This is a genomic window from Segatella bryantii (assembly GCF_022024215.1).
Taxonomy (GTDB): domain Bacteria; phylum Bacteroidota; class Bacteroidia; order Bacteroidales; family Bacteroidaceae; genus Prevotella; species Prevotella bryantii.
This window is the reverse complement of sequence record NZ_CP091798.1, coordinates 925,100-951,022: the sequence shown is the minus strand read 5'-3', so window position 1 is coordinate 951,022 and position 25,923 is coordinate 925,100. Positions and strand designations below refer to the sequence as shown.

Sequence of the window (25,923 nt, the reverse complement as noted above, 5' to 3'; positions counted from 1 at the left end):
TTTTTCTTTAAAATTTTACCAATGTGAATTACTGTGCAATTACAAACAACTTAGTAGCTGCAATATTTCCATGGAAGTCAATACACTCATATACAAGTTCATAAACTTTACCTGAAGTCAAGCCACTAATCTGAACTACCTTCTGAGAACCATCAAAAACTTCGCCGAATCCAGCAGGCTGAGAAGTAACAGCAGTACCACTTTCACCAGTAGCAGCATCAGCTATTGAATTGTATACCTTGTTAACTTTAATCCATCTCTTGTAAGCAGGAGTCAACATCTCACCTGTATAAGTTGTTAAGTAAAGGTTAGAACCATTAGCTACAGGCATAGCACCAGCAACAGCTGTTGTTGGAACTTGGTTGAAAGTATTATTATTAGCTACCAATACAACTGGCTGCAAATAATGATTAGCATTGTTAATGTAGTTAGCTATTCGAGAAATAAAGTTATTGTACTTATCCTGCAAAGCAACACCCTTACTAATCAAATCATTGAACTTCGTAATCTGGCTCAAATTTTCATTCAATGCATTTGCTGTAGCAGACAACTTACTATTAATCTGATTCTGCAAACCATCTACAAAATCTTTAATTGAAGCTGTACCTATTTTATTACCACTAGCATCGACAACAGTTACAGTTTTCAATTCTTCATTAACTGTAATAGAACCAATCTCAACATCATTATATGTTAACTTCAAATCATTACTGATCATGTTAATCTTTAGACGATCCAAAGTATAGTTAAAGTTTTCAAATGAAGTATAAGATAAAGGTTTGATAGCTGTTGCAGCAATAACAGAGTTAGAGAATGCATTACCATAATTCTCAGCATTGTTTACACTAAGTGCCAACTGAGGAAGTACATTATGGATGTTGTTATAAATCAAACCTGCAATCTTTGTAGAGTTAACCTGTCTATTTTGAATTGCACTCTTAACTTCACTTACCAGTTCCTTAATATTTTCAAGAGATACATTAGACTTGACATCATTAACATTCTCTGGCTTTATTGTTGCATCGAATGAATAGAAAGGAACATCTACTGTAGCACGAGAATAACCATATGTCAACTCATCAGAAGACTTAGCTGCCTCTGACAAAGTAACAGGAACGACCTCTCCACTAGTCTTAACAAGAACACCTGTCTTACCAGTAAAGTCCAAGTTATTCTCATTCCAATTATTCAAAGTCGCATAAAGACGACCAGCATTACCTGTTGCTCCATCACCAGTTACAACAACACCACCACCGACTCTTGTTACACCGGTTACTTCGGAAGTCGAGATAACACCAGATACGGCCTTAGGGAAGTTTACAGCATCAAAATCACCATAGAATGTACCAAGAATAGTAGAACGGACATTACCTGCTGGGATTGCATATGTACCATAGATTGGATTATATGTACCATTGATTTCTACGCTTGTTACATTTTTCTTTAGAGCTTCTTCTATCTTGGTTACACGAGCATCCAAAGAATCAATCTGATCCTGAAGCAAAGAATCTGCTGTCTGATAAGCCTTTGTCAAAGCTGCAACTGTAGTATCAACCTTTACATCCAAAGCTTTAATTGCCAAAGAATCATGCAAGTGATTTAAAGAATCTGCAGCAGCAAGAGTCGCAGAATCTGCAACTGCCTTTTTATAAAGATTTTTGTAATCTTCAGAGAGACCAGCAATCAGATCATCATGATCAAGTAATTTTTGATTGTTTGCCGCAATTGCTTGAGCAAGAGTGTAAATTGAATCTTTGTTAATAACAACTTGCTTACCTAAAGCATCCTGTTGTAATCTGTAAGCTTCAAAAAGAGACATAGTCTTAGCAACATTCTCTTTCCAAATTGAATCTCCTTCGTAATCTTTACAAGATACGAAAGTACTTGCTGTAAGAGACACAACTCCAAAAGCAAGATACAATTTAGTAAAACGGTTTTTCATTTGACTTAAATTTTTTATTTAATAATAAATATATATGTTTTTCTTAAACATAAATCTGATGGATTATAATATGATTTTCATGATTTAACCCATTAACTTATTTTCTTTTTATCTACAATATGGGAACAAAATTAATTTTTTTTTTAATAGTATCCAAACATTTATTTGTTTTTTTTTAAAAAAAAGACACTTTAATATTATAAATCAAGAATAAAATCAGGGCAATAAGTTACATTATACAAGTAATAGTCTATTAAACTAAAAAAGGTGCAAAAGCAAACAACCTTTACACCTTATTATTCTCTATCAAAAATTACCTACGAAATAAATTTAATGCAAAATTCTTAACTGTTGGAACAATAGTCATTTGAGTCTTAGTTTTACCTGGAATTATTCCAAATCCTTCTTTTGAAATCAAACGTAACCCATAACCACTGGCTTCCATCTGTTCCCACCACTTCACATCAGCAACCATACTATTATATTTTCGTGAATATATAGGAGTTATATCTCCCTTAGCATAATACTCTAATTGATCCATATACGGAGTATAATCTAGCTGGATGCTAGTATTGTTTGTTATGCTGACAGTTAATACTCCACTCAATGAAATAGAATAAGTCATTGTGAAATCACGTGTATCACCATCTCCTTTATAATGAACTACTACGACTGTTGGCTTTTTCTTGTCGGGCTTACTAACTGTAATATTATTTAAATGGCAAGAAACCGCAGGGCGAATTCCAGTGAGATAATGATGATTAAACAACGTATACTTTGTAAGATAACCTGTTGTTTTATCGAATGTTACGGTATAATCATCACACGTTACTTCAAGCATCTCTTTGTCAATCAATTTTGGCTTGCGCATTTCACTATATTGTTGAGTTTTTGCCTCTCCCTTAGCAATTGCGTCACTGGCATTATATGGACGAAGAACTAGAAGATCATAACCAAACACATCACCAGATTTATGGTCCTGATAAATCATTTTAAGAATAAGTTCCTCATTTACAGGTACCTCGTCTTGCTTACAACTAATAGCATATTCACGACTACTCAAATGAGCTAGATCCGCAGGAATACTGCCATGATCAATAACATGTCCATTAGCATACAACTGCCATATCAAATCCAGACCTTTGAAATCTTTATAAACATCCTTATTGCTAATTTTTACTTGAACATGAGACGCATCTACAAGCTTAGCCTCTAACAACTGCGTTTGATGAAGTGCACGTAAACCTGCATCCGTAAACTGTCCCCTCTCATCAATAAAACACTCTTGGGTTGGCGCTTCTGCACGAACCACAGCTATACCATTGTTTTCACAAGCCTCCATAAACGAATTTTCAGAAGAAGCTTTATTATATGCAACAGCATTATAATTGAGTCGCTTGATCAAATCAATCGTACGTCGAGTATGCTTAGGAGACTCAACCCATCCCGTAGGAGGTTCTACAGATAACCTATCAATAATACGAACGGGAATTCCCTTGACTTTTCCATTTTTTACCTCATCAGGAATTTTACTAAGAACTGGCTCGGCACCATTCTTCAAGCGATAAATAAAAGAAGGACTAATTATACCAGGAAGTAAAGCCGTTTCTCCTTTTTCCCAACGACTCATTATGAAAGTATAAAGGTTACGGCCTTTTTTTAAATATTTCGTAATATCATACTCCATAGTAGCATAATATTTAGAAGTAATCCCCACCTTAAATCCATTAACATAGATATCCATTGGAGCCGTACTATTACCTACATGTAGCATAACACGAGTACTCTTATTGGCCCATTCAGGCAACAGTTTAACCCATCCACGATAAACACCAACGACATTATCTTTTGCCCATTTTTGAGGAATAGCACGCCATTGTGCAGGCATCATCTGAAAAGTCCATTGAGAATCATCAAAATTTGCACTCATTACATTTTGAGGAACAACGTTTGCAGAACGATACATCTTAAAAAGCCAAGTTTCATTAAAAGAAATCGTATCAGGTACTTGAGCTAAGACTGGTATCCCCATCAGGGTTAAAAAAGATGCAAGTAATAATTTTTTCATTTACAAATAAAACTAGTTTCAAATATACCGCAAAAATATAAATAAAATGCGATATTCTTCATAAAGCGAAACAAAAAGTCAATATTTTAAAGCAAAAAGTGACAGATAAAAAAAAATTAAGCAAAACATTATCGAATAACATATAAAAAACACTACCTTTGTACAGCAATTTAAACTTCTACGCTAATACGAGAGAGAAATGGAAAATAAAATGCTTTTCAAAGAGCTCCGAGATTATCTAATGATTGCCATAGGCATGATTTCATACGGAATGGGATGGACCCTTTTCTTGTTACCAAACCATATAACCAGTTCTGGAGTACCGGGTATAGCCAGTGTACTATATTGGGGTACAGGCATTCCACCACAGACTAGCTATTTTGTTATCAACGCTATTTTATTACTGATAGCACTAAAAATTCTTGGTTGGAAATTCTGCGTTAAAACCATTTTTGCCGTTATTATCCTCACCTTTTATACATCCTTTTTCAGCATAACAGCTGCTAGCCAACATTTGTTGGCCGACCAACCCTTCATGGCCGCACTAATCGGAGCAATTTTCTGCGGATCAGGAATTGGTCTGGCGCTGTCATATAATGGATCTTCCGGCGGTACAGATATCGTAGCAGCGATTATTAATAAATATCGTGATATTTCATTAGGACGAATCATCATGATAATTGACATTATTATCATTTCTTCATCCTACCTTGTTCTTCACAATTGGGAAAAAGTGATTTATGGTTATGTAGTACTTTGCGTTAGTAGTTTCTGCGTTGACCAAGTGTTTGAAAGTAGAAGAAAAAATGTACAGTTCTTTATTATTAGCAAAAAATATAAAGAAATCGCATCACGCATCGCTGTTTACCCACATCGAGGAGCTACTGTTATAGAAGCACACGGTTTCTATACAGGACGAGATGTCAAGATGCTTTTCATTATGGCAAAGCGTAGAGAAAAAAATATAATATTTAATCTCATAAACGAAATAGATCCAAACGCCTTTGTTACAGAGAGTAATGTTCAAGCTGTTGTTGGTGAAGGATTTGACCAGTTTAAGGTCCATAATAAATCACAACCCCCCAAAAAAGAAAGTAAAGAATAAATACATAATGTATAGAATATAACAAAAAAATGTAAAAAAAGATAGCAATTATTTCACAATTCAGAAATAATTGCTACCTTTGCATATGAACATACGTACAAACATTCTATCATGATAAAACAGAATAATGAGAATAATAAATTATAAAAACTCAACAAGTATTAATTCAAACATGATATTTCTGTTGGCATAAAGCCGAAATCCATAGAATGGATGATCTTGTAGAAATACAATTTCATGCTTTCCAATTATAATCCAATTACTATTGCTTTTTAACGAATATATTAATTATTTAAAGACTTCAATGAAAGAAATTTTTTTATCCGCTAATCATATGTTAATTTAGTTTCGACCGGCTTGCTCGCGAGAGCAGACCGGTTTGTATTTTTACACAAGAAGCATCTCAAATTGAGATGCTTCTTGTGTAAAAAATTATAATTTAGAACTGTATATTAAAACCAGTACTTAATTGAACATTACTATTCAAAGGAATTCCTTCCTTAGACAGCTTACCCAACACATGATCCATACCAATAAAGAAATTGAAACCCATAGGATGAAAATTCAACAACCAGCCTATACTAGGACCAAATGTTCCTACAGCAACATTTACATTACCATCTACCCAAGACAATGGCATAAAGTTACCACTTAATCGAGCCTCTGTCCAGCTGAATGATCCATGCAAACGGGTAGAACTTAACAATCCAGCCTTAAACCAATCGCATGCTTTATAACTAGCAGCAAGATTAAGGGTTGCACCAAGCATAGTGGTACGCTTTCCCTGATCCCCTAAAGAGGTAAGATGAGCAAAATCCATAAACTGATCAGCATATTCATCAGCAGGCTTATCCATCGGATTATCACTATCACCACCAACAGTCAAATCATGAAAACCATCAAAGGTAACATGATTAGAAATATTCTTAGCCTGAATATCATTACTCCAACTAATAAAACCAAAATCAAGTAAAGCAGCACTTAGATTCCATCTATCTCCAGCCTTATATTCAGCACCAAAATCAGCAGCCATACCAAAACCACTGATACCGTATCCACTTACTTTAACGTCATTTACATAACTATACTGCTCATCCCTACTATTGTATTGCTTATACTTACTTTTATACTCAAAGCCCTTAATAGAAACATCTGCTACTGCATCACCAGAAATCTCCCACTTCTGATTATCAGAAAGAGTAGCTTTCATATTATGCATTTGAAGACGTGCATTGCCAAGCCCCAAAAGGAATTTTAGTTTTCCACCGACCTTCCACCGATCGCTAACTTGGTGACTGTGCCCCAAAGCTATTTCTACATAACTAGTAGCCTCTGCATCAAGATCACCCATATCATAATCTTTATTGCCTGTATCTTTAGCAAATGCGAGAAATTCATAAGGTATCTTTACATCGGCAGTAGCTCGTAGATTAACATCAAAAGTGTTATAGCCACCCATTCCTTTCCAACCTGCAGAAAGTAAACCTACTTTTACATCAGCACCAACACGATTATTACCCTTACTGAAGCCATCTAATCCATTTTCGATATACGGACTCAAGAAAGTCGTTTTTTTCTTATTACTAGCATCTGGATAACGAGGATTATCAAAGAGAACATCCTGAAGTCCAAAATTACCATACATTCTTGCATTGACATTACCAATAACAGGAATAGAAATATAAGTAGTACTATCGTTGCCAAGAGCTGGATTCATCTGATGACGGTACAAGAACCCATCTGTAAAAAAGCCAGACATAGAACCTTGAGCCTGTGCTGGCAATATTGCGAAACTGAAAATTGATACCAACCCCAGTTGTTTCATTCGATTTTTCATCTATTCTAAAAAAATTAAATTCAAACTTAACAATATTTATGGATTAATTCGCATCATAGATAAGCTTTCCATAAATTGTTACAGCTATATTGTTCATTTTCAATGTCTGATAATAGGCATTCAAGCCAATATTCTGAATGGACTCACCATCATAACTTGTAGTTCCATCAAAACGAATCTTTATACCATCTAAATCCTTGAGGACAGTTGGATCTAATGGTTTAACAACAACACGCACAGAAGTATGCACTGGTGTTTTACCATCCAAAGACGGAGCTATAACATTCTCTACAACAATCTTAAGACGACTATCACTTATCGCTTGACCTCTATTATTAACACCATAAGCAGAAAGCTGAAGATACATAGGAATCTTGTTTTCCACATCAGATGTTACCACAATTTCAGTATCTTCATCTTTAAACTGAAGATCTTTCAAACTGCTGTTCCACCCTGTCATATCCTTACGATATACGATACGTGCACTATCTGCAAAAGCCAAAGGACAGTCTACTGCATATTTACTAGTTAATGTATAGCTAGTACCCAACTGAACTGAAGTAGAAGTCGAAGTATCGCCAATAGCTTTAATATCCGCAAATTTAATAACAGAAGGAATCTTATTTACTAAAGTAGAGAGCTCTGGAACTACCACTACAGAAGTATCACCACTGCTAGCAGCATATCTACGTCTGAGACTAACTACTCCTGCATTTCTAGGAATAATAAACGGATCTATAGCCAAAGACTTTATCACTTGATTAGCTGCATCATAAGCTATAAGATTTCCTGAAACCTTAACATCTATCGGCAATATAGGAGTAGATGATATGGTAAGATTAACATGAGGATCATAAAGATCTACCTTAACAGAATCATCAGACAACACTGATGGAATATTATTTAGCTTCACGCTACCCCAATTGGCAAAATTAAACGATGGAGAAAATTTACCTGTAGCATAGCTAATAGTTGTCTTACTCACCTTAGCAGATCCCATGATGGCACCATTAACCAATCCTTCTGTCTTTATCAAATCTTGCTTAAGCAAAGTCATAGCCAAACCAACACGACCTGATGCTTTTATGCTTTCCCCTTTTTTGAATACTAAAGATCCAAGTTTATCGTTTGCAGTAAAATCGAGACCCTTCACATAAAAACGGATAGTATGACTAGAACTGGTAGAAAGATTAAGCAATGACACTTGATTTGCTGTAGGATTAATTTCTTGCCCGTTATAAACTGCTTTATCAAGAACAAAGAATGATGGCAAACGGAAAGCCATATTGTAAACCTGCTTAAAACAACCTTGAAAAGCAGAATTGAAGGAGAATGTTACATCCAAATATGTATCATCAAAAGTTGCTGAAGTTAAATCATATATTTCATCAGGCACATTACTGATGGAATAATCAAAAGTGGCCAATGCAAGACTATCAGCTTCAGTTATTACAAAAGTTCCATCGCCATCACCTATTACTGAAGTACGCTTACGAGTATTATTCTTTGCAAGCCCCATTAGTGGTAAAGATACATAACGTTGTGGAAATTCACGAGCTTCCTGAGTTACTTCCTTTACTGTGGCAGAGGCCGTCTTTTCTGAAGCATCAGAAAGATGGAAAACATAATCTCCATTATCTAAAATATCAATAAAATTGGACGTATTGATGTGGACAAATGAATCTAATGGTATCTCTGCAGTAGAGTTGTTTACAGGCAATGCCAAAGAGTCTGAACCAATTCCAAAAATTGCATCGATATCCGACAAAGAATAGTCTCTATCCATGCATGAGGAACAAAATATTCCTATAGCAAGGGCTAAGCTGAGCCAGAAATAATGTAATGATTTCTTCATGTCTAAAATTATATGATTTCTAAAAAAAATAAAGCGATGTATAAATCTTGTGCAAATTTATAAAATAATACTTAAAAATAGCAAGCATTTTATTAATTATTACAGCGCGACCATGAAGAAACAATTGTATTTGGACATTATCTTTTTTTTTAGTATCTTTGCATCAATAAATGAAATTTCAATTCAATGGATATAGCAATTTATGAACTAAAACAGCCAGGTGAGGACCACGAATACATTAGCTTTCGTGTCAACGCTGACTGCAATCTTGGGCGCTTTCTAGTTTATGATACCAGTTATCTTGACAGAAAGGGACAAATGGAAAATCCCAATCATCATGTTTACCATTTTCCGGATGTGGATGTCTCACAGGATGAGATACAGATGATAAGGCTGTATACAAAGTATCCATATAAACCTAAAAAATGGGTTGATCCTGATGGAAACAATACACTTATTCTGAGTTGGTTTTTACCACGGCCTATCTTGAATAGCGCCGGACATAGCATCCACCTCGTTGAAATTGCACACGCTGATTTCAAGTCGTATAATGACTAGTTGACAAGCCATATGAGATTGTTCCGTCAAATCTTGACCATTTTAATAACTCTGCCTTTATTCAGCAGTTGCACGATTATGGACATGTATAAATATTCTAAGGATGTTCCATATTTTCAAAATGCTAATCAGGTAGTAATGCGTCTGTCAAGTCACGACTATAGTATTCGAATAAAGCCAAAAGATTTTCTCTCGATTACCGTACAGTCTATCGACCCAGAAACTTCTCAACCATTCAATTTGAATTTTTCTACTAATAGCACCACCGGACAACAATCTCCTTCAGAAAGCTTACAAAAATATCTAGTAGAAAACGATGGAACCATCAATTTTCCTGTAATTGGACGGCTAAAAGTAGTAGGAAAAACAACTGATGAGGTAAGAGATCTGATTTCCTCACGAGTAAACAAATATTTTACTAAACGTGGAAGACCGGTCGTAACCGTAAAAATACAAGACTTCTTCGTGACAGTAGTAGGAGAAGTAAGAAGTCCTAAAGACATTCAAATAACAGGAGATCATATCGGCTTAGTTGAAGCTTTGGCACAAGCTGGTGATCTTACAGAATATGGTCGCCGTGATAATATTCTATTAATAAGGGAAGGCTTCGATGGAGCTAAAGTGGTACACCGCTTTGACCTGAGGGATGCCAATGTATTTAACGACCCCTTTTATTACCTTCAACAACGTGATTGTATTTATGTGATGCCCAATGATCTGAAAGCAAAAGAAGGAAAAATACAAGAGGATGTCAACTATTATACATCAATGACAAGAATGCCATTTAGTATAGCAAATCTCATTGTCAGTCTCTATAATAAATAAAAAATCATTTAAAAATAAAAAGGATTGCGGTCTTCTCAGACAACAACCCTTCAAGCGAATAAATTAACCTCAATTGTATAATTAACGCTACAAATATAGTCATTTCAAATCTAAGCAGCAAATCTTTTTGAAAAAAAATATCTTTTTCCATCACCTTTTACGAGTATATTTACAAAATGATTACATTTCTTACCGCCTCCGTCAAAAAAAATCTACAACAGACTTATTTTTCGAAATGTTGATAGTCTTTACTAGACTTCCATTCACCACCCCATTTAAAGCCATATTTTTTGAACAATCTATAACATAAATCACCTTTTACTATTTTATATGGAAAATTAGCATTCCGATTAAGATAAGGTTTAGCTGTAATCGGCTCAACAATTTCCTTACCGTCTTTAAGATATTTATGATAAGGATTGTATAGCGTATTAATATCTATAGCCAATCCCAAACCATGTTTAGACACAACATTAGTATGAGAAATAAAACGAAAATTAAAACTGCTAGAATTGTTAGCCCGCATAGACATTTCATCATCAGCATTCCAATAATCGATCAGTCTCATGCGTTCTATAGGATATGAAGCTTCATAAAGTTGACGAAAAATACTTAGAATATCTTGAGCAATAGAAGCATTGACCACCATCTCTCCCACAATGGTTTTGCCAGCAATATCCTTATGAAGACAAAGAATATAACGCAAAGAACTACGGGGCACAGTACAATTTTCTTTATAAGATTTTCCAAACATCTTCTTAAAGATTGTATCAGGAATCTGATGTGAAGTAAAAAAAGAACGATAACCGTATGATTTAATATACGACCCCGGAACTACTTCACCAGGCCTAAACACTTTTTTACTAAAAACTTGATGAGCATATACACAAAAGAAAAATAAAACAAATAAAATCAACTTTCGCATGATAGTAAAATAATAAACCTTAACTCTGCAACACTTTGATTTGATTTTCATTATAAGCACCGAACAACATTTTTTTGCTCATGATTCTGCCGTGTCGTAAAATACACCTATTTTAGTGTTGCTAAATAAAAACAAGCGTTTCCACAACAGACATGACAAAAATACAAATTAAATCTAAAAGCCCTGCCCCTTTTGAGATATATTTTTCAGCATAAAGCGTTTTGACATTTTTTCCATGACAGGATCACTCCTTGGCTGAAATTATCATCTTATGGCCATCAATATCGCTTTTTCCTAACAAAGGCATCGGTAAGAACAGGCATCTAAAGTCCTTTATAACAGAAAATTAATTAGTACTACAAATATTTACTTGACAAAGTATATAAGAAAAGTTAGAAAAAAATTTGGTTAATTCAAAAAAATATAGTACCTTTGCAAACGCAAATAGAAAAAGGCTTCGTAGCTCAACTGAATAGAGCATCTGACTACGGATCAGAAGGTTCCGGGTTTGAATCCCAGCGAAGTCACTTTAAGTTTGTATAACAAACGGTATCCATGGTTCCGTAGCTCAGTTGGATTAGAGCAACAGCCTTCTAAGCTGTGGGTCTTGGGTTCGAACCCCAACGGAATCACTTGATGTTCAAACATCAAGTTGGATTAAAAAGGAGAGTAAAATAATTACTCTCCTTTTTTAGTTTTATATCCTATCGCACTTCCTAACAAAAAACGCACACTTTCATACCACTCTAATTAAATAACTTAAAACTACAAACTGGCTAATATACACAAAAGGAGAAATACATCACTGCATCTCCCCTTCTTCGCGCTTATGAAATTTTACACAAAAAGTAAAATCTATATTATTAATTCCTTAAAACTAAATAAACTAATCATTATTTTGTCTACGCTGAACCATTCTTTTAAAAGCATTACGATGAAATTTTTCTTCCGCTTTGATAATCTTAAGCACCTTCGCTGGCGAAAGAACTTTCATGAATTTTAGATGATATGTCCTTTGAACTTCCTTAAGTTCCAAATCTAACTCATCCATCTTTATAATAGCCTGTTTACAAGCTCGCTGGTTGGACAAATCTGTCATGTGACAGCGTCGCATTTCTTCAAAGAGCACACGTGCTTTCTTTTGCATTTCCCTATATACAGGGAAAAAAGACGCAGCTTCAGACGGACTTAACGCCGCTTGGCTCGTAATAAACTGTTCCATCTCTGCTTCAAATCGTTTCGGATCAAACTTTGCTTTTACTCTTTCAGGATTATCAGACCAAACCTGAACTGACATCATAAGAGCAACGAGAAGCATTATTATTTTAAATTTCATACTCATTTATGCGTTAATTACTTTTATTCTATTTGCCGAAATCTTCCATAGAGGCATATAGATCTGCATTATCAAACATAGTGTAGTCTACAGCCTCATCCCACGCATCAGAATTGCTCTGCTGTTTATATATAGAAGCAGAAGCTGAACCAAGTTCACTATCATGATGATTTTGAACATAAGTAGTTATGCTAAAGATAGCCACACATACGCTAGCTGCTGCAACTGCATACGGACGTAAGCGATGCCAATGCGAAGAACGAATATTCACCACCTTTGCTGTAGAATTTTCTGGTATCTGAGCCATCATTCGATCAGCAAAATCTTCAAAATATCCTTTAGGAACCATGAATCCAGGATCCTTACCATATTTATCAGAAAGTAACTTTTCTTCTTTCGTCATTGCTAATGTTGTTATTTATATATTTGTTAGACGTAGTAAAAAAATAAAGGTTTAATGGTGAGCCTTTAAAAATTCTGTAATTTTTTGCACTGCTATATGATAAGAAGCTTTCAAGGCACCTTCTGTTGTCCCTAAAATCTTGCTCATATCACTATATTTCATACCATCGTAATATTTCATATTAAATACTACTCGCTGCTTTTCAGGCAATCTACTAATAGCCTCCTGCAACAAAGCCTGCATCTCATCACCATCGAAAAAATCATCTGCCAATAAACGGTTCGCTACGGATACATCCGCATCAATATCAATATCCAATTCTTGCTTCTTTTTACGCAAGAAGTCAAGAGATTCATTGATGGCAATACGATAAAGCCAAGTGGATAATGAGGATTTCCCCTCAAACTGATCTAAATTATTCCATACTTTAATGAAAGTATTTTGAAGCACATCGTCAGCATCGTCATGACTGAGTACAATCTGACGAATCTTCCAGTAAAGCGATTGGCTAAACTGCTTTACCAGCATGGAAAACCCTACACGAACAGTAGAGGGATCTCGTAAATTCTTTAATATGGAAGACTCATCTATATTCACAAGAAATCTTTTAATTAATTATCCACATTAAAACATATAGTTTTTAAGATGCTTATAAATGATCTGATCATAACCATATACATCCTGATACTGCTCCAACTCACCTTGTCTATTTGGATACAGTGTGTAATAGACGATAAACACCGGAATATCCTGCATCACCTTCATGCTGTGGATGAGTTTATTTTTATCAGGTCCTGTCACAGAGTCAACTGTCATTGAATATTTGATTCGCCCGATAACAGACTTATTATTATCTAACATAAAAACTGCTAAATCAAAGGGATTTTCTACACGAACACAACCATGGCTCAAACAACGATCTTCTTTTTGGAATACACCTCTAGAATTGGTATCATGCAAATATATGGAATAATCATTATTAAAACGAAAGATAATTCGTCCGAGACTATTATAAGGTCCACCCTCTTGCACAACCACATAGTTACCACTAAGAATCATGGCACTGGTTACCTGATTTGTAGGAACAACTTTACCTGTACTACGATTACGTATAAAATAGTGATGTCGATTGAAATAAGAAGTATTGCCAGCAAAGCGAGCAACACTCGACTTCAATATACTCATCGGTATTAACCATTGAGGATTTATATCCATACGAGTAAAATTACTATGCAAAAGAGGCGTTTTCGTTTTCAGAGCACCTACAACTACTTTCATTTGCTGTACTTTGTCCCCGTCTACAGCGAACAAGGATAGTGCTGGAATATTAACAATAACATATTTGGTATGAAGATATGGATAATCTGACAAACGCCATCGGCTTCTTTCCATATTTACCAGAAGTAGTCTACGTTGTTCTGCTGTTATATTTGGCTTTTGTAACCGACTCATCAAATCTTTATAAAAAGGATTAGTCGGTTGTATTTCCCTTAACACTTCCTTTACACTATCAACAGTAACTTTATGAAGTATCGAATCATAGAACTCTCGATTACTAGCTTCGCTTTTATCGCCATAAAGAGTTCTAAATCTATCAGTCCCGTCAATTTTGTCTAGTTGATTAAACACATAACTTGGATTTACAAATCCAAACCGTTGCCCTGAGGTATATCGCAGATAAGCTTTGGTAAGATTATACTCCAAACGAGCCATTACATCATTAATTCGATTATCATCCTTACTATCCACTTTCAACTGACGAATACGAATTAAATCATCTTCTATCTGCTTAACACGGAATTTTTTTTGTGAGAATCCCATATCAGATACTGTCCGCAAATAAGCTAAAAGAGTATCCACCCTTTCATCTACACCATGTCGAGTAATCCACAAGAATGGATTACGCTCATTATAATAACCACGAGTACGATAGTCTGGAGTCATTGAATCTTGATCCAAACGGATTAGACTATCAATACATGCACGAATACGATGGGAATTCAAGGCATAAATATCATCACTTAGAGTCTGATAATACTCTAATGATAAATGTCTATTCGGATTATCTGCACGTTTTTCACATGCTGTAAAGCATAATAAACAGACAAAAATGGCCCCCAAAAAACCGATATTCTTCTTCAACAACACTCAAATACCTTAAATATACGAAAGATTAAATTCCCATTTAACGATATCTATCAACTGATGATACTACTGTAACTTACCTTAATTTGACACACGAATTAACTGATAGATACTTTTCTAACCGTTTTTCCAACTTTAATAATATAGCATCCTCGTGTAAGATTGCTCAGATTGAATTGCTTTTCATTACTTTCCACACGATAAGTACCAACACAGACGCCAGCCAAATTATAAATATGAACAACCTGACCACTTGCATTAAAAACATGAAGAATTTCTCCACGAACGCTAATAGTCACGTCATTTGCATCGATATCGCTAATCTCGATAGCTACAGCAGCCTGAGCACTTTCGGCAACAAAAGGTGCAACCAACATACCGATTAAAACGATTATAGTAAGTATACTATTTTTCATACAATAAATCAAATTAATATAGATATTGCAAAGATAATATTTTTTTTAATAGATTGATAAAAAATATAAAAATTAACAATCTAAACATCAAATATTTTTCCTTCATCAGTTAACTTACTGTTTGGGAATATAGCCTTAGCCTCTGCAAGTATTTTGCTTTCATCAATATAGCGGGCACTATAATGTCCTAAAAGCAACTGCTTAGCTCCTGCATCACGGGCTACAGAAGCCGCTTGTTTAGAAGTGCTATGATAATACAGTCGTGCACGATCTTCATAATCGCTAGTATAAGTACTCTCATGATATATGGTATCTATTCCACATAATAATTGGTGCAAAGTCGGTATATAACGGGTATCACTACAATATGCATAACTTCTAGCAGGATCAGCAGGAATAACCAACCTACTATTAGGTATAACTTGCCCACTCTCTGTTGTCCAATCGGCTCCAGCCTTGATATTATTTATTTGGCTTACAGGAATTTGTAAAAAATCTAACATATCTCTCCGAATGTGTGGCTTAAGCGGCTTTTCACGAAAGATAAAGCCACAACATGCTATACGATGCTCCAAGGGTATCGTTTCAATCGTCAAACTGCGATCTTCATAAATAACTTGCGATTTAGATGTGTCAACAGGATGAAATTCAACTTTAAATTCGAGTCCTGTACAGAAAAAATCAATTTGCTGCTGAAGAATCGGTCCAAAGTCAGCTGGCGCATACACATGCAAAGTTGCTGTACGCCCCAACATTCCAAAAGTTGAAATCATACCTATAAGACCAAAACAATGATCACCATGTAAATGCGATATAAAAACCGCACTGATTTTTGTAAATCGTATTTTACTTTTACGCAACTGCATCTGCGTACCCTCACCACAATCTATCATGAAGAGCTTTTCACGAATCTCGACTATTTGAGAAGATGCATTATGATGCAATGTAGGGAGAGCGCTTCCACATCCTAAAATATGAATTTTAAATGGTTCCATGACCCGAATATTATTTTTGAGATAATTTTACCCCACCCTCATTTTTCTGACGTTTATAAGTAAAGATGCCATTATTATTTTCTAAATATAGGCTATCAGCACCCAAACTTGTAATTTCAAAAGTATCCCGATTAAGTAAAAGGTTACCGTTATAGATTTTCCAAACATTCCAAGGATTCTTTTCGGCATTTGTAAAATTACGAACAGTCCCCCCCTCTTCTATTTCAAAATTCTTATCCAAACTCACCCATTTACCTAATAAAGTCGTCAAGTTTATAATTTTATTGGCAACCAGACTACCATCTTCAGTTTTATAGCCACACACGGCCATACGATCGCCCTCAAGTAGTCCTCCCTGTACAGGATTATCATCCTCTATGCCAAACATATACTCGATGGTATCACCACTATCCGTAATCAACTGAATCATATGCATAGAAGATCCTTCACCACATACACCATAGACAGTGGTATCATTATCATCCTCACTCGTCCGTATGCTGTCAGAAACCGTTACAACTGGCATTTTTTTCTTAGTATCATTGCAACCAACCATCATCATAGCAGACACAGCCATTACAACTACCGGTATCAATTTTTTCATAATATTATTGTTTATTTCTTTCTATTTGTTTTGCTTCATTCCAAAGTTTATCCATTTCCTCTAAGTCCGTATCTTTAAATGACTTACCTAAAGACTTCAACGCTTGTTCTACATATCCGAAACGAGAAATAAATTTTTGATTTGTACTTTCCAAAGCATTATCAGGATTTAGCTTATATAATCTAGCTGCATTAATCACACTAAAGAGAAAATCGCCCAATTCCTTCGTTGAATTTTCTTGATCTTCTTTTCGAATTTCTGCCTCTAATTCATCCAATTCTTCACGAACTTTTTTCCAAACATCGCCTTTATCCTTCCAGTCAAAACCTACATTACGAGCTTTATCCTGAATGCGATAAGCCTTAATAAGAGACGGTAGAGAATCAGGAACACCTCCTAAAACGGTTTTATTTCCATCGCGCTCTTTTTGTTTACGCTGCTCCCAAGTTGATTCCACCTGCGAAGCTGTTTGAGGAGCATCACTATCAACAAGAACACGATTTAACTCATCGCGATAAACCACCTGGCCAGAATCATTTACCACCATATCAGAACGAGTAAGCTTCCATCCCCTCCAATCGATAAAATCATGACGGAACATTAGCTTATCTGCTTGTTGATTACACACATCAGCCACATCAAAATCATTTGTTTCATCACCCATAATACTATATAACATCACATGTTCCATGACATCACCTAGTTCTTTGGATATATTTTTGCGATCATCCTTCATCAAGGCATCACACAGCTCAAACACTTCTTCGATAGTATTGGGACGAAGGCTTTCATACGTTTGTTTCCTATCCCAGGGACACTCTTTGCGGAGACGTTCCTGAACATCCAGAAGACGACCAAAAGCCTCAATTTTTTCTTCTCTTGTATGCATAATCTAATGAATTAAAGGCGGTATAATTTACCCATCAGATGCAAAGGTAATAAAAAGTTTGGAAATAACAAATTCTATTATTTATTACATTATTAAAAAGAATTTTCGTAATTTTGTACCCGATTATGCTATCAACTATATTCAGACAGCATACGACTAAGATTAAAATACGTAAAAAGATAAAAGTTAGAATGGAATTAGCAAGTAAGTACGACCCACAAAACGTGGAGTCAAAATGGTATCAGTACTGGCTTGACAACAAGCTCTTTAGTAGTAAACCTGATGGACGTGAACCTTACACTGTCGTCATCCCACCTCCTAATGTTACTGGTGTCCTCCACATGGGTCACATGCTGAACAATACAATACAGGACATTCTTGTGCGCCGTGCACGCATGGAAGGTAAAAATGCATGCTGGGTACCAGGTACAGACCATGCTTCTATCGCAACTGAAGCAAAAGTAGTAAACAAATTGGCTCAAGAAGGTATCAAGAAGACAGACCTTACTCGTGAACAATTCCTTGAGCATGCATGGGACTGGACCAATGAACATGGAGGCATTATCTTAAAACAGTTAAGAAGATTAGGCTGCTCTTGCGATTGGGACCGTACAGGATTTACTATGGATGAGACTCGCTCAAAGAGTGTCATCAAGGTTTTTGTTGACCTTTACAATAAAGGCCTTATTTATCGTGGTGTACGTATGGTTAACTGGGATCCACAGGCACAAACTGCACTTTCTGACGAAGAGGTTATTTATAAGGATGAGCACTCTAAGCTCTATCACCTAAAGTACTACGTTGTAGAACAAGACAAGGTAGAGCGAAAAGATGAAGGCAACATCATGCACAAGGACGAAAAAGGGTATTATGCAGTAGTAGCAACTACGCGTCCTGAGACTATCATGGGTGACTCCGCCATGTGTATCAACCCTGATGATATTAAGAATACTTGGTTAAAAGGTCTTCATGTTGTTGTTCCTGCTGTAAATCGCGAAATTCCAGTTATCGAGGATAGCTATGTAGACATAGAGTTTGGTACAGGCTGTCTCAAAGTAACTCCTGCACACGATATTAATGACCATGCCCTAGGCTTAAAACATGGTCTTGAAACTATCGATATTTTTAACGATAACGGTACCATCTCTGAAGCTGCAGGTCTTTATGTTGGTATGGACCGTATGGATGTCCGTAAGCAAATTGCTATCGACCTTCAGAATGCAGGACTAATGGAGAAGATTGAAGACTACGATAACAAAGTAGGATTCTCTGAGCGTACCAATGTACCTATCGAGCCAAAGCTATCTACTCAATGGTTCCTTAAAATGGAACACTTCGCAGAAATTGCACTTGGCCCGGTTATGAATGATGACATCGAATTCTATCCTAAAAAATACAAGAATACATATCGTCATTGGCTAGAAAACATCAAAGACTGGTGTATCAGCCGTCAGCTTTGGTGGGGACATCGTATTCCAGCTTACTATTTCACTACCGCAGATGGTAAAAAAGACGTAGTAGTAGCAGAGACTGCAGAAGAGGCTTTAAAACTTGCACAGCAAAAGAATGCCAATTTGAAAGCTGAAGACCTGACACAGGATGAGGATGCTCTTGATACATGGTTCTCTTCATGGTTGTGGCCAATTTCTTTATTCGATGGCATAAACAACCCTGATAATGAAGAGATTAATTACTACTACCCAACTGCAGACTTGGTAACAGGTCCTGATATTATTTTCTTCTGGGTAGCTCGTATGATTATGGCTGGTTACGAATATCGTGGCAAGATGCCTTTCAAGCATGTTTACTTTACAGGTATTGTTCGCGATAAACTCGGTCGTAAGATGAGCAAGAGTTTAGGAAACTCACCTGATCCTATCATGCTGATTGAAAAATATGGTGCTGATGGTGTACGTATGGGTATGATGTTGGCAGCTCCAGCTGGTAACGATATTCTCTTTGATGAAAGCCTTTGCGAACAAGGTCGTAATTTCAATAACAAAATTTGGAATGCTTTCCGCTTAATTGAAGGTTGGCAAACAGCTGATATTGAACAACCTGAAGAGAATAAGATTGCCATCAACTGGTTCGACGCTAAGCTGAAAGTTATAAATGCTGAAATGCAAGAACAGTTTAAACAGTATCGTATCAGCGAGGCACTGATGACTGTATATCGTCTATTCTGGGACGAATTCTCTGCATGGTATTTGGAGATGATCAAGCCTGCTTACGTAGATGGAAAGGCTCAACCTATTGATCAGATTACCTATAATAGCACTTTACAATTCTTCGAAACATTGATGAAGATGCTTCATCCATTTATGCCATTCATCACAGAAGAACTTTGGCAGCACATTGCCGACCGTAAAAACGGCGAAAGCATCATGAGTGCTACACTAACAATAGATAATCCTTCAGAATCAGACCATAAACTGGTAGATGCGATCGAGAATATGAAACAAGTTGTAGGTGGAGTTCGTACTGTTCGTAACCAGAAGAACATAGCACCAAAAGAAGCTCTCGAACTTCAAGCTATTGGCCAGAACGCATACGAGGCTTACAACAGTGTAATTATGAAAATGGCTAATTTGAAAGCCATTAATGTAGTTAATGCCAAGGGCGACGATGCTTCTGCCTTCATGGTTAGTACTGACGAATTTGCTGTACCTGTAGGTGATCTGATTGATGTAGCTGCAGAACTAGAGAAGGCTCAGAAGGAACTCGAACACCTACAAGGTTTCCATGCCAGCGTAGAAAAGAAACTCGCTAACAAGAATTTCGTTGATCATGCCCCTGAAGCTGTAGTGGCACGCGAACGCAAAAAGCTCAGTGACTCAGAAGAGAAAATGGCTGCATTAAAGGAAACCATCGCAAAACTACAGGGTAAGTAATTATAATTTATATTTGGGTACATTCTTTGATAACACAGGGAATGTACCCTTTTTATTTTTACTATGAAGAAATTTATCACTTATATTATTTTAGGCTTAACGGTTTTGGTAAACCTAACCTCATGCAAAGACGATCCTGTTTATGATGAGGATATAATTACGACCCAGACTCTTTTAGTATATATGCCTTGGACAGGAACAACTACAAAAGCTGATGGTCTGTATACTTATTTGACACAAAATCTTGATAGTATCAAAGCCGCCATTTTGGCACAAGGACTTGATAACAGACGAGTTATTGTTTATTTCAACAACTCTGCTAATTCTGCCAGACTATATGAACTTACCGTTAATGGCAATCAAATACAAGAAAAAGACATCAAAGAATACTCCGGCACAGAATACACTACTGCCGAAGGTATAGCTGATATTATTACTACTGCATTTACATCAGCTCCAGCTCTCAACTATGCAATGATTATAGGTAGCCATGCCATGGGTTGGACCTATAAAGAAGACTGGCTTAATTATCCCTATTACGCAAAATCAAATACTCAAGAATCTAATAAGAAACAGCAAACAAATCCATTAGCTAATTGGAATCAAGGTGATAACATTGAAAACATCACACGCTTCTATGGAAGTGTATCAGACATCAGCAGCTATGGTGTCGATTTAAATACATTAAAAGAAGCTCTCCTAGCTGCGGAAGGTAATATAACCTATCCTGCAACAGAATCTCACAAACTGCAATATCTTCTATTTGATGATTGCTACATGGCTAATGTAGAAACTGCATATGAGATAAAAGATGTTACAAACTATCTAATAGCAAGCACTAGTGAAGTTATGGGTGAAGGTATGCCATATCGAAGGATATTCAATTACCTCTCAAGTGCATCTCCATCATACTCCTCTATAGTTAGCACCTTTTACAGCTATTACAATAATAAAAAAAACTATCCGTATGGCGAACTTAGTGCTATCGACTGCAGACAACTAGATAATTTAGCTGAATTCATGAACAGAATGAATGCGAAATATACTCTTGCAGATTCACTTCGTGACAGCATTCAGGTTTTAGATGGTTTTTCTCATATTCAGGTAGAACCACTCTTTTATGACATGACAGACTACATAAACCATTTAGGACTAAAGAACTCCGAATTAGAAAACTACAATGACCTGATAAGTAAAGTAGTATATGCCCACCAGAACACCACATTACTCTATTCCAATTTGAGTAGTATCTACGGGGAAACTACTTTCAACGTTAATACTTGCTGTGGTTTAACTATCAGTGATCTGAGTCTTAATACTGTTGCTATCAAAGGCAAAGAAAAGACAGCCTGGTGGAAAGCTACCCACACCGCAACTAGCAATTAAATTATCATCGATTATCATTTTTTATTCAAGTAATATCAATGAAAAAATATTTTATTATCATTAATGGCCAGCAGAGCGGCCCATTTTCTTTAGAAGAATTATTCGACCGTCATATCACTTCTGAAACCTTGGTTTGGGCCGAAGGGATGCAAAATTGGACACCAGCTTGGGAAATAGAAGAACTTAAAGATATTCTTAGAGGTATTGATCCACGATCTTCTGCCTATAATGGAACTACTACACCCAATGAACAAGGTGTAACCCCTCCTCCATATCAGCCAACAAAACAACTTACACAAAATGACCAGCAGATACTACAACCAGGTCAGGGATTCCCAAACAATAATCCGATTGATAATGACATAAAGACTAAGGATAAAAGCAAAATAGCTTTGTATTCTGTCATTGCAGCTTTCATTATTCTACTTATTTTTGCTTTTACTGCTCCTAGCAAGAAAAGCCACGAAGAAGCTATTCACGAAGAAGTAGAAGAAGCCATACAAAAGAAAGCTGACTGTGAATTAGGTGACGGCATCTTCGCTTCTGGTTTAAAAATGTTTACGAGTATGCTAACACGTAATATTGTAGACCAAGTATTTAACGAAGTTCTTGATTATCATAATTATATTATCTTCAGTACCACTTCCGTAAAATATGGCGATGCAGAACATACTGTAAGTTGGGGTATCCTAGGTAAAGTATTCACCATGAACTCTGATGATATACTAAAGGCTATCGATAGTAATAGTCCCACAGTAGACACTTCTAATGAGAAAAATCAGCAACAGATGGAAGAATCAATTGACAACACCAATGATGAAGATAATTCTGACGACGTTACTAATGATAACTCAGAAAAAAATAAATTCCAGAAAACAATCGACAAAAAGGTTGATGAAGCTGTAGATCGCGTTACCAAACATGTTGAGAAAAAAGTAGAGCAAAAAGTCTCTGAGAAGCTAAACGAAGTAGCTGACTCTTCTACTATTGATAAAATTATCGATAAGATTATGTCTCTGTTTTAAGCAGAAACTACTATTTATAACAAAGAGAGTGTGTCATCTTTAAAATGACACACTCTCTTTTTTTGTAAAAATAGATATTTATAACTTACTTTTCTAATTTGTCATACTTGCTTAGTATATTGAACAAACGATTACTGATCTTCTTAACTCCTCCCTTAACATTAGACTCAATATTAAGAGGTAATACTGGGTCATGGAGAGAGAGACGAAGCAAGAACCAACCTTGCTCATCACCATTAGTACAGCTAACACGAATACCCTCATAGTTTGGCTCTACTATATTCCATCCAGCCTCACTCTTTACAGCCTCAGCCACTTCATCAAGTACCTGCTGACCATATGGTTTGAAATCTTCCAAGTTAATTGTAAAACGAACCTCTGTACTTTCAACAGGCTGTTTCAAGTCTTCTATAAGGTTTTGCAGTTCTCCCCCCTCCTTGCGTTGGCGGGCTGCTTCAACTAGTAACTTAGCCACCAAATAAGCACCATCATCAAGGAAATAATTCTCACGAAGAGCAGCATGTCCAGAAGTTTCTATAGCAAGCCAACATTCTTCACCTGAATTATTCAAACGAATACCCTCATCGATTACATTACGATAACCACGGCGAAAACGATGATGACGACCACCACGTACGGTGATAAAATCAGCTAAACCATCTGAAGTTACAGAGTCTGTTACAACAGTACTCTTAGGATGCTCACGAAGAATAACATCAGCTATCAGGGCAATAAGCGAATTACGGTTAATAGACTCGCCATTCTTATCAACAATTGCAGAACGATCTACATCCGTATCAAAAATAATACCTAAATCAGCTTTATTCTTCACTACTGCTGCACAAATAGAAGCCATCGCCTCTTTATTTTCAGGATTAGGAATATGATTTGGGAAACGACCATCAGGGTCTAAAAACTGACTACCTGCTGTATTAGCTCCCAACTGTTCAAGTACCTTGGCAAAGAAACCACCACCACCATTTCCAGCATCTACAATGATATGCATACCACTTAATGGAGTGCTGCTGCCTGCTGCAATGCGAATATAATCAACCAAGTGGGCCACATACTTATCCATAAACTTATAAGGAATAACAACTCCTCCCACTTTAGGCTCTGGTAGATTACCTTCCTCAGCATATTTTAGAATTTCAGCAATATCTTCTTTTTCAAGACCACCATCTTTAGTAAAGAACTTAATACCATTACGGTTGAAAGGAAGATGACTAGCTGTGATCATGACACCACCATGTACGGGTCTATTTTTATCTATTGTAGTCATAAACATAGCAGGAGTAGAAGCTAAACCACAATCATATATTGTATGGCCTACCTCTGTAACACCTTTAATAAAAGCTTCTTTCAAAGCAGGACCTGAGATACGAGAATCAACACCAATAGCTAAATTGACATCATCTGTTCCTAATCGTTTACAAAGCCATGTAATAAAAGCTTTTGCAATAACAGTAGTAGCTTCAGCTGTAAGATTCACATTTTCATTAGGCACACCTTCTAAAGCTATACCACGAATATCTGATCCATTCTGTAATTTTTTCCAATTCATGATTTTTCGCATTAAATATTTAATATTTTTTATATTCATATATAGGTAAATCCCATCCCATAATAGCAGAAATCTGCGGAATTAAAGTCATGGCTATTTTTGCCTGTCCTTGATAATTCGGATGCCAATCAGACCCCATATCACGAGCTTCTGTTACAATATTAGGCATCGGTTGAGAGAAGTAAACATTTGACCATCCTGCAACTTCTTTACTTAGTTGCTGTAAAGATGCCATCAAATAACCATTGGCTGAATGAGGGGTTACACACAAAATCGGTATATTACCATAATGTTTTCTGATAGTCTGTATCATTTTTTTATAAGACGCAACATACTGATAGATATCTGGAACCATCCCTGGATTATAGTCATTAGTACCTAAATTTATCATAACCAAATCAGGATGATAGACCTTAAAATCATAAGCCGTTTTCTGAGCAGCATCAAATAACTGAACAAAACGCGTAGACATATTCTCTACTGATATTTGCATTTTATCCCCCCAATCATGTACCATACCCTGACCAGAATGAGCAATAAGCGCATAATCTGCATCAAAATATCTAGCAATAATACAACCATAAGCCTTATTACAGTTTTCTGTATCTATACGAAATGGCTCACTGGCTTTTTTCCCTTCTGTACCATAACCACAAGTATATGAATCGCCATACACCTCTATCATACGAGTCTTTGCAGGCACAGCTCTTAACTGAGCTTTATCAGCAACCAAAAATTGATGAATAGTAGTACATCCGTATTGTCCCTCTGTGCATTTTTGCAGACGAAGACGATGTACTTTCTTTGACAACTTTTCTGCCAGTACTATTACCTGAGGATGTTTTCCTTGGATATGTATCTTCTTAACCCACACATCATCGATAAATACATTATGATAACTTTCCCCTGTTTCAGAGACTTTAATAGCTATTTTACCACCTGTAAAATCTGTTTGGAAATAAGTACCTATCCAATCATAACGAACACTTCCATCTGAAAGTTTTTCTACACGACCCGTGTAACTAACTTGACTATCATTAGCAAAAAACGATTGGTCTGCCCAAGCCGACAACGTGCATGCGCATACGAAGACCATCAATGACAAAATCTTTTTCATGTGTATAGTATAAATAATAGTTAGTCGTATGCAAAGA

Annotated in this window: 21 protein-coding genes and 2 tRNA genes; 8 read left to right on the top strand and 15 right to left on the bottom strand. The window is 36.1% G+C overall.

Annotated features, from left to right (window positions below):
* Positions 1–28: 28 nt before the first annotated feature.
* Both L6471_RS07985 and L6471_RS07980 read right to left on the bottom strand, forming a co-directional pair.
* Positions 29–1,942 (bottom strand): hypothetical protein, encoded by a 1,914-nt coding sequence (locus tag L6471_RS07985; protein ID WP_094449014.1) that lies wholly within the window; start codon positions 1,940–1,942, stop codon positions 29–31.
* A gap of 313 nt (positions 1,943–2,255) precedes the next feature.
* On the bottom strand, positions 2,256–4,010 hold the full coding sequence (locus L6471_RS07980) for a sugar-binding domain-containing protein (RefSeq protein WP_237797661.1): 1,755 nt from the start codon (positions 4,008–4,010) through the stop codon (positions 2,256–2,258).
* A gap of 199 nt (positions 4,011–4,209) precedes the next feature.
* Between L6471_RS07980 and L6471_RS07975 the strand changes: the two genes are divergently transcribed.
* Positions 4,210–5,115: a YitT family protein gene (locus L6471_RS07975; protein ID WP_237797660.1), complete on the top strand. Its 906-nt coding sequence runs from the start codon at positions 4,210–4,212 to the stop codon at positions 5,113–5,115.
* A gap of 439 nt (positions 5,116–5,554) precedes the next feature.
* Here L6471_RS07975 and L6471_RS07970 read toward each other — a convergent pair whose 3' ends face one another.
* Both L6471_RS07970 and L6471_RS07965 read right to left on the bottom strand, forming a co-directional pair.
* Entirely contained in the window at positions 5,555–6,952 is a 1,398-nt protein-coding gene (locus L6471_RS07970; RefSeq protein WP_006282326.1) for a DUF5723 family protein, read from the bottom strand.
* Positions 6,953–6,995: 43 nt separating this feature from the next.
* A complete protein-coding gene (locus tag L6471_RS07965; RefSeq protein ID WP_237797659.1) occupies positions 6,996–8,807 on the bottom strand; it encodes a hypothetical protein in 1,812 nt (603 codons plus the stop codon).
* Between the two features lie 186 nt (positions 8,808–8,993).
* Between L6471_RS07965 and L6471_RS07960 the strand changes: the two genes are divergently transcribed.
* Both L6471_RS07960 and L6471_RS07955 read left to right on the top strand, forming a co-directional pair.
* The gene (locus L6471_RS07960) at positions 8,994–9,365 is read left to right on the top strand and encodes a hypothetical protein (protein WP_027453707.1); all 372 of its coding nucleotides are present in this window, start codon (positions 8,994–8,996) and stop codon (positions 9,363–9,365) included.
* Positions 9,366–9,449: 84 nt separating this feature from the next.
* Positions 9,450–10,190 carry a polysaccharide biosynthesis/export family protein gene (locus L6471_RS07955; RefSeq protein ID WP_237797658.1) on the top strand — a complete coding sequence of 247 codons (741 nt, stop codon included), beginning with the start codon at positions 9,450–9,452 and terminating at the stop codon, positions 10,188–10,190.
* Positions 10,191–10,413: 223 nt separating this feature from the next.
* Here L6471_RS07955 and L6471_RS07950 read toward each other — a convergent pair whose 3' ends face one another.
* Positions 10,414–11,046, bottom strand: a complete 633-nt coding sequence (locus L6471_RS07950) for a M15 family metallopeptidase (RefSeq protein ID WP_237797657.1) — start codon at positions 11,044–11,046, stop codon at positions 10,414–10,416.
* Positions 11,047–11,568: 522 nt separating this feature from the next.
* On the opposite strand from L6471_RS07950, the gene L6471_RS07945 reads away from it, so the two are divergent.
* Positions 11,569–11,642, top strand: a tRNA-Arg gene (locus L6471_RS07945).
* A gap of 30 nt (positions 11,643–11,672) precedes the next feature.
* Positions 11,673–11,747: transfer RNA gene (locus L6471_RS07940), tRNA-Arg, on the top strand.
* Between the two features lie 254 nt (positions 11,748–12,001).
* On the opposite strand, the gene L6471_RS07935 is transcribed toward L6471_RS07940, so the two are convergent.
* From L6471_RS07935 to mazG, 8 genes are all read right to left on the bottom strand, one after another.
* The gene (locus L6471_RS07935) at positions 12,002–12,451 is read right to left on the bottom strand and encodes a hypothetical protein (RefSeq protein ID WP_006282330.1); all 450 of its coding nucleotides are present in this window, start codon (positions 12,449–12,451) and stop codon (positions 12,002–12,004) included.
* A gap of 28 nt (positions 12,452–12,479) precedes the next feature.
* Positions 12,480–12,854 carry a hypothetical protein gene (locus tag L6471_RS07930; RefSeq protein WP_006282331.1) on the bottom strand — a complete coding sequence of 125 codons (375 nt, stop codon included), beginning with the start codon at positions 12,852–12,854 and terminating at the stop codon, positions 12,480–12,482.
* A gap of 51 nt (positions 12,855–12,905) precedes the next feature.
* Positions 12,906–13,451 carry an RNA polymerase sigma factor gene (locus L6471_RS07925; RefSeq protein WP_094449019.1) on the bottom strand — a complete coding sequence of 182 codons (546 nt, stop codon included), beginning with the start codon at positions 13,449–13,451 and terminating at the stop codon, positions 12,906–12,908.
* A 27-nt stretch (positions 13,452–13,478) separates the two neighbouring features.
* A complete protein-coding gene (locus tag L6471_RS07920) occupies positions 13,479–15,002 on the bottom strand; it encodes a L,D-transpeptidase scaffold domain-containing protein (protein ID WP_094449020.1) in 1,524 nt (507 codons plus the stop codon).
* Between the two features lie 95 nt (positions 15,003–15,097).
* Positions 15,098–15,415: a T9SS type A sorting domain-containing protein gene (locus L6471_RS07915; protein ID WP_027453702.1), complete on the bottom strand. Its 318-nt coding sequence runs from the start codon at positions 15,413–15,415 to the stop codon at positions 15,098–15,100.
* Between the two features lie 80 nt (positions 15,416–15,495).
* Positions 15,496–16,410, bottom strand: coding sequence for a ribonuclease Z (locus L6471_RS07910; protein ID WP_237797656.1), 915 nt, complete (start codon positions 16,408–16,410; stop codon positions 15,496–15,498).
* Positions 16,411–16,420: 10 nt separating this feature from the next.
* Positions 16,421–17,014, bottom strand: coding sequence for a lipocalin-like domain-containing protein (locus L6471_RS07905; protein ID WP_006282336.1), 594 nt, complete (start codon positions 17,012–17,014; stop codon positions 16,421–16,423).
* Between the two features lie 4 nt (positions 17,015–17,018).
* Positions 17,019–17,903, bottom strand: coding sequence for a nucleoside triphosphate pyrophosphohydrolase (gene mazG, locus L6471_RS07900; RefSeq protein WP_006282337.1), 885 nt, complete (start codon positions 17,901–17,903; stop codon positions 17,019–17,021).
* 191 nt (positions 17,904–18,094) lie between these two features.
* Between mazG and L6471_RS07895 the strand changes: the two genes are divergently transcribed.
* From L6471_RS07895 to L6471_RS07885, 3 genes are all read left to right on the top strand, one after another.
* Positions 18,095–20,794: a valine--tRNA ligase gene (locus L6471_RS07895; protein ID WP_237797655.1), complete on the top strand. Its 2,700-nt coding sequence runs from the start codon at positions 18,095–18,097 to the stop codon at positions 20,792–20,794.
* Between the two features lie 63 nt (positions 20,795–20,857).
* Positions 20,858–22,180 carry a clostripain-related cysteine peptidase gene (locus tag L6471_RS07890; RefSeq protein ID WP_237797654.1) on the top strand — a complete coding sequence of 441 codons (1,323 nt, stop codon included), beginning with the start codon at positions 20,858–20,860 and terminating at the stop codon, positions 22,178–22,180.
* Positions 22,181–22,218: 38 nt separating this feature from the next.
* Entirely contained in the window at positions 22,219–23,205 is a 987-nt protein-coding gene (locus tag L6471_RS07885; RefSeq protein ID WP_237797653.1) for a DUF4339 domain-containing protein, read from the top strand.
* Positions 23,206–23,290: 85 nt separating this feature from the next.
* Here the strand turns inward: L6471_RS07885 and L6471_RS07880 are convergent, their stop codons facing one another.
* Positions 23,291–24,769 carry a phosphohexomutase domain-containing protein gene (locus L6471_RS07880; RefSeq protein WP_027453698.1) on the bottom strand — a complete coding sequence of 493 codons (1,479 nt, stop codon included), beginning with the start codon at positions 24,767–24,769 and terminating at the stop codon, positions 23,291–23,293.
* Positions 24,770–24,788: 19 nt separating this feature from the next.
* Positions 24,789–25,886, bottom strand: coding sequence for an SGNH/GDSL hydrolase family protein (locus tag L6471_RS07875; RefSeq protein ID WP_006282342.1), 1,098 nt, complete (start codon positions 25,884–25,886; stop codon positions 24,789–24,791).
* Between the last annotated feature and the right edge of the window lie 37 nt (positions 25,887–25,923).

Bases quoted from the DNA above. Each gene is read 5' to 3' on its own strand.
- L6471_RS07985 (WP_094449014.1), bottom strand. From the start codon at position 1,942: ATGAAAAACCGTTTTACTAAATTGTATCTTGCTTTTGGAGTTGTGTCT.
- L6471_RS07980 (WP_237797661.1), bottom strand. From the start codon at position 4,010: ATGAAAAAATTATTACTTGCATCTTTTTTAACCCTGATGGGGATACCA.
- L6471_RS07975 (WP_237797660.1), top strand. From the start codon at position 4,210: ATGGAAAATAAAATGCTTTTCAAAGAGCTCCGAGATTATCTAATGATT.
- L6471_RS07970 (WP_006282326.1), bottom strand. From the start codon at position 6,952: ATGAAAAATCGAATGAAACAACTGGGGTTGGTATCAATTTTCAGTTTC.
- L6471_RS07965 (WP_237797659.1), bottom strand. From the start codon at position 8,807: ATGAAGAAATCATTACATTATTTCTGGCTCAGCTTAGCCCTTGCTATA.
- L6471_RS07960 (WP_027453707.1), top strand. From the start codon at position 8,994: ATGGATATAGCAATTTATGAACTAAAACAGCCAGGTGAGGACCACGAA.
- L6471_RS07955 (WP_237797658.1), top strand. From the start codon at position 9,450: ATGTATAAATATTCTAAGGATGTTCCATATTTTCAAAATGCTAATCAG.
- L6471_RS07935 (WP_006282330.1), bottom strand. From the start codon at position 12,451: ATGAAATTTAAAATAATAATGCTTCTCGTTGCTCTTATGATGTCAGTT.
- L6471_RS07930 (WP_006282331.1), bottom strand. From the start codon at position 12,854: ATGACGAAAGAAGAAAAGTTACTTTCTGATAAATATGGTAAGGATCCT.
- L6471_RS07915 (WP_027453702.1), bottom strand. From the start codon at position 15,415: ATGAAAAATAGTATACTTACTATAATCGTTTTAATCGGTATGTTGGTT.
- L6471_RS07910 (WP_237797656.1), bottom strand. From the start codon at position 16,410: ATGGAACCATTTAAAATTCATATTTTAGGATGTGGAAGCGCTCTCCCT.
- L6471_RS07905 (WP_006282336.1), bottom strand. From the start codon at position 17,014: ATGAAAAAATTGATACCGGTAGTTGTAATGGCTGTGTCTGCTATGATG.
- mazG (WP_006282337.1), bottom strand. From the start codon at position 17,903: ATGCATACAAGAGAAGAAAAAATTGAGGCTTTTGGTCGTCTTCTGGAT.
- L6471_RS07895 (WP_237797655.1), top strand. From the start codon at position 18,095: ATGGAATTAGCAAGTAAGTACGACCCACAAAACGTGGAGTCAAAATGG.
- L6471_RS07890 (WP_237797654.1), top strand. From the start codon at position 20,858: ATGAAGAAATTTATCACTTATATTATTTTAGGCTTAACGGTTTTGGTA.
- L6471_RS07885 (WP_237797653.1), top strand. From the start codon at position 22,219: ATGAAAAAATATTTTATTATCATTAATGGCCAGCAGAGCGGCCCATTT.
- L6471_RS07880 (WP_027453698.1), bottom strand. From the start codon at position 24,769: ATGAATTGGAAAAAATTACAGAATGGATCAGATATTCGTGGTATAGCT.
- L6471_RS07875 (WP_006282342.1), bottom strand. From the start codon at position 25,886: ATGAAAAAGATTTTGTCATTGATGGTCTTCGTATGCGCATGCACGTTG.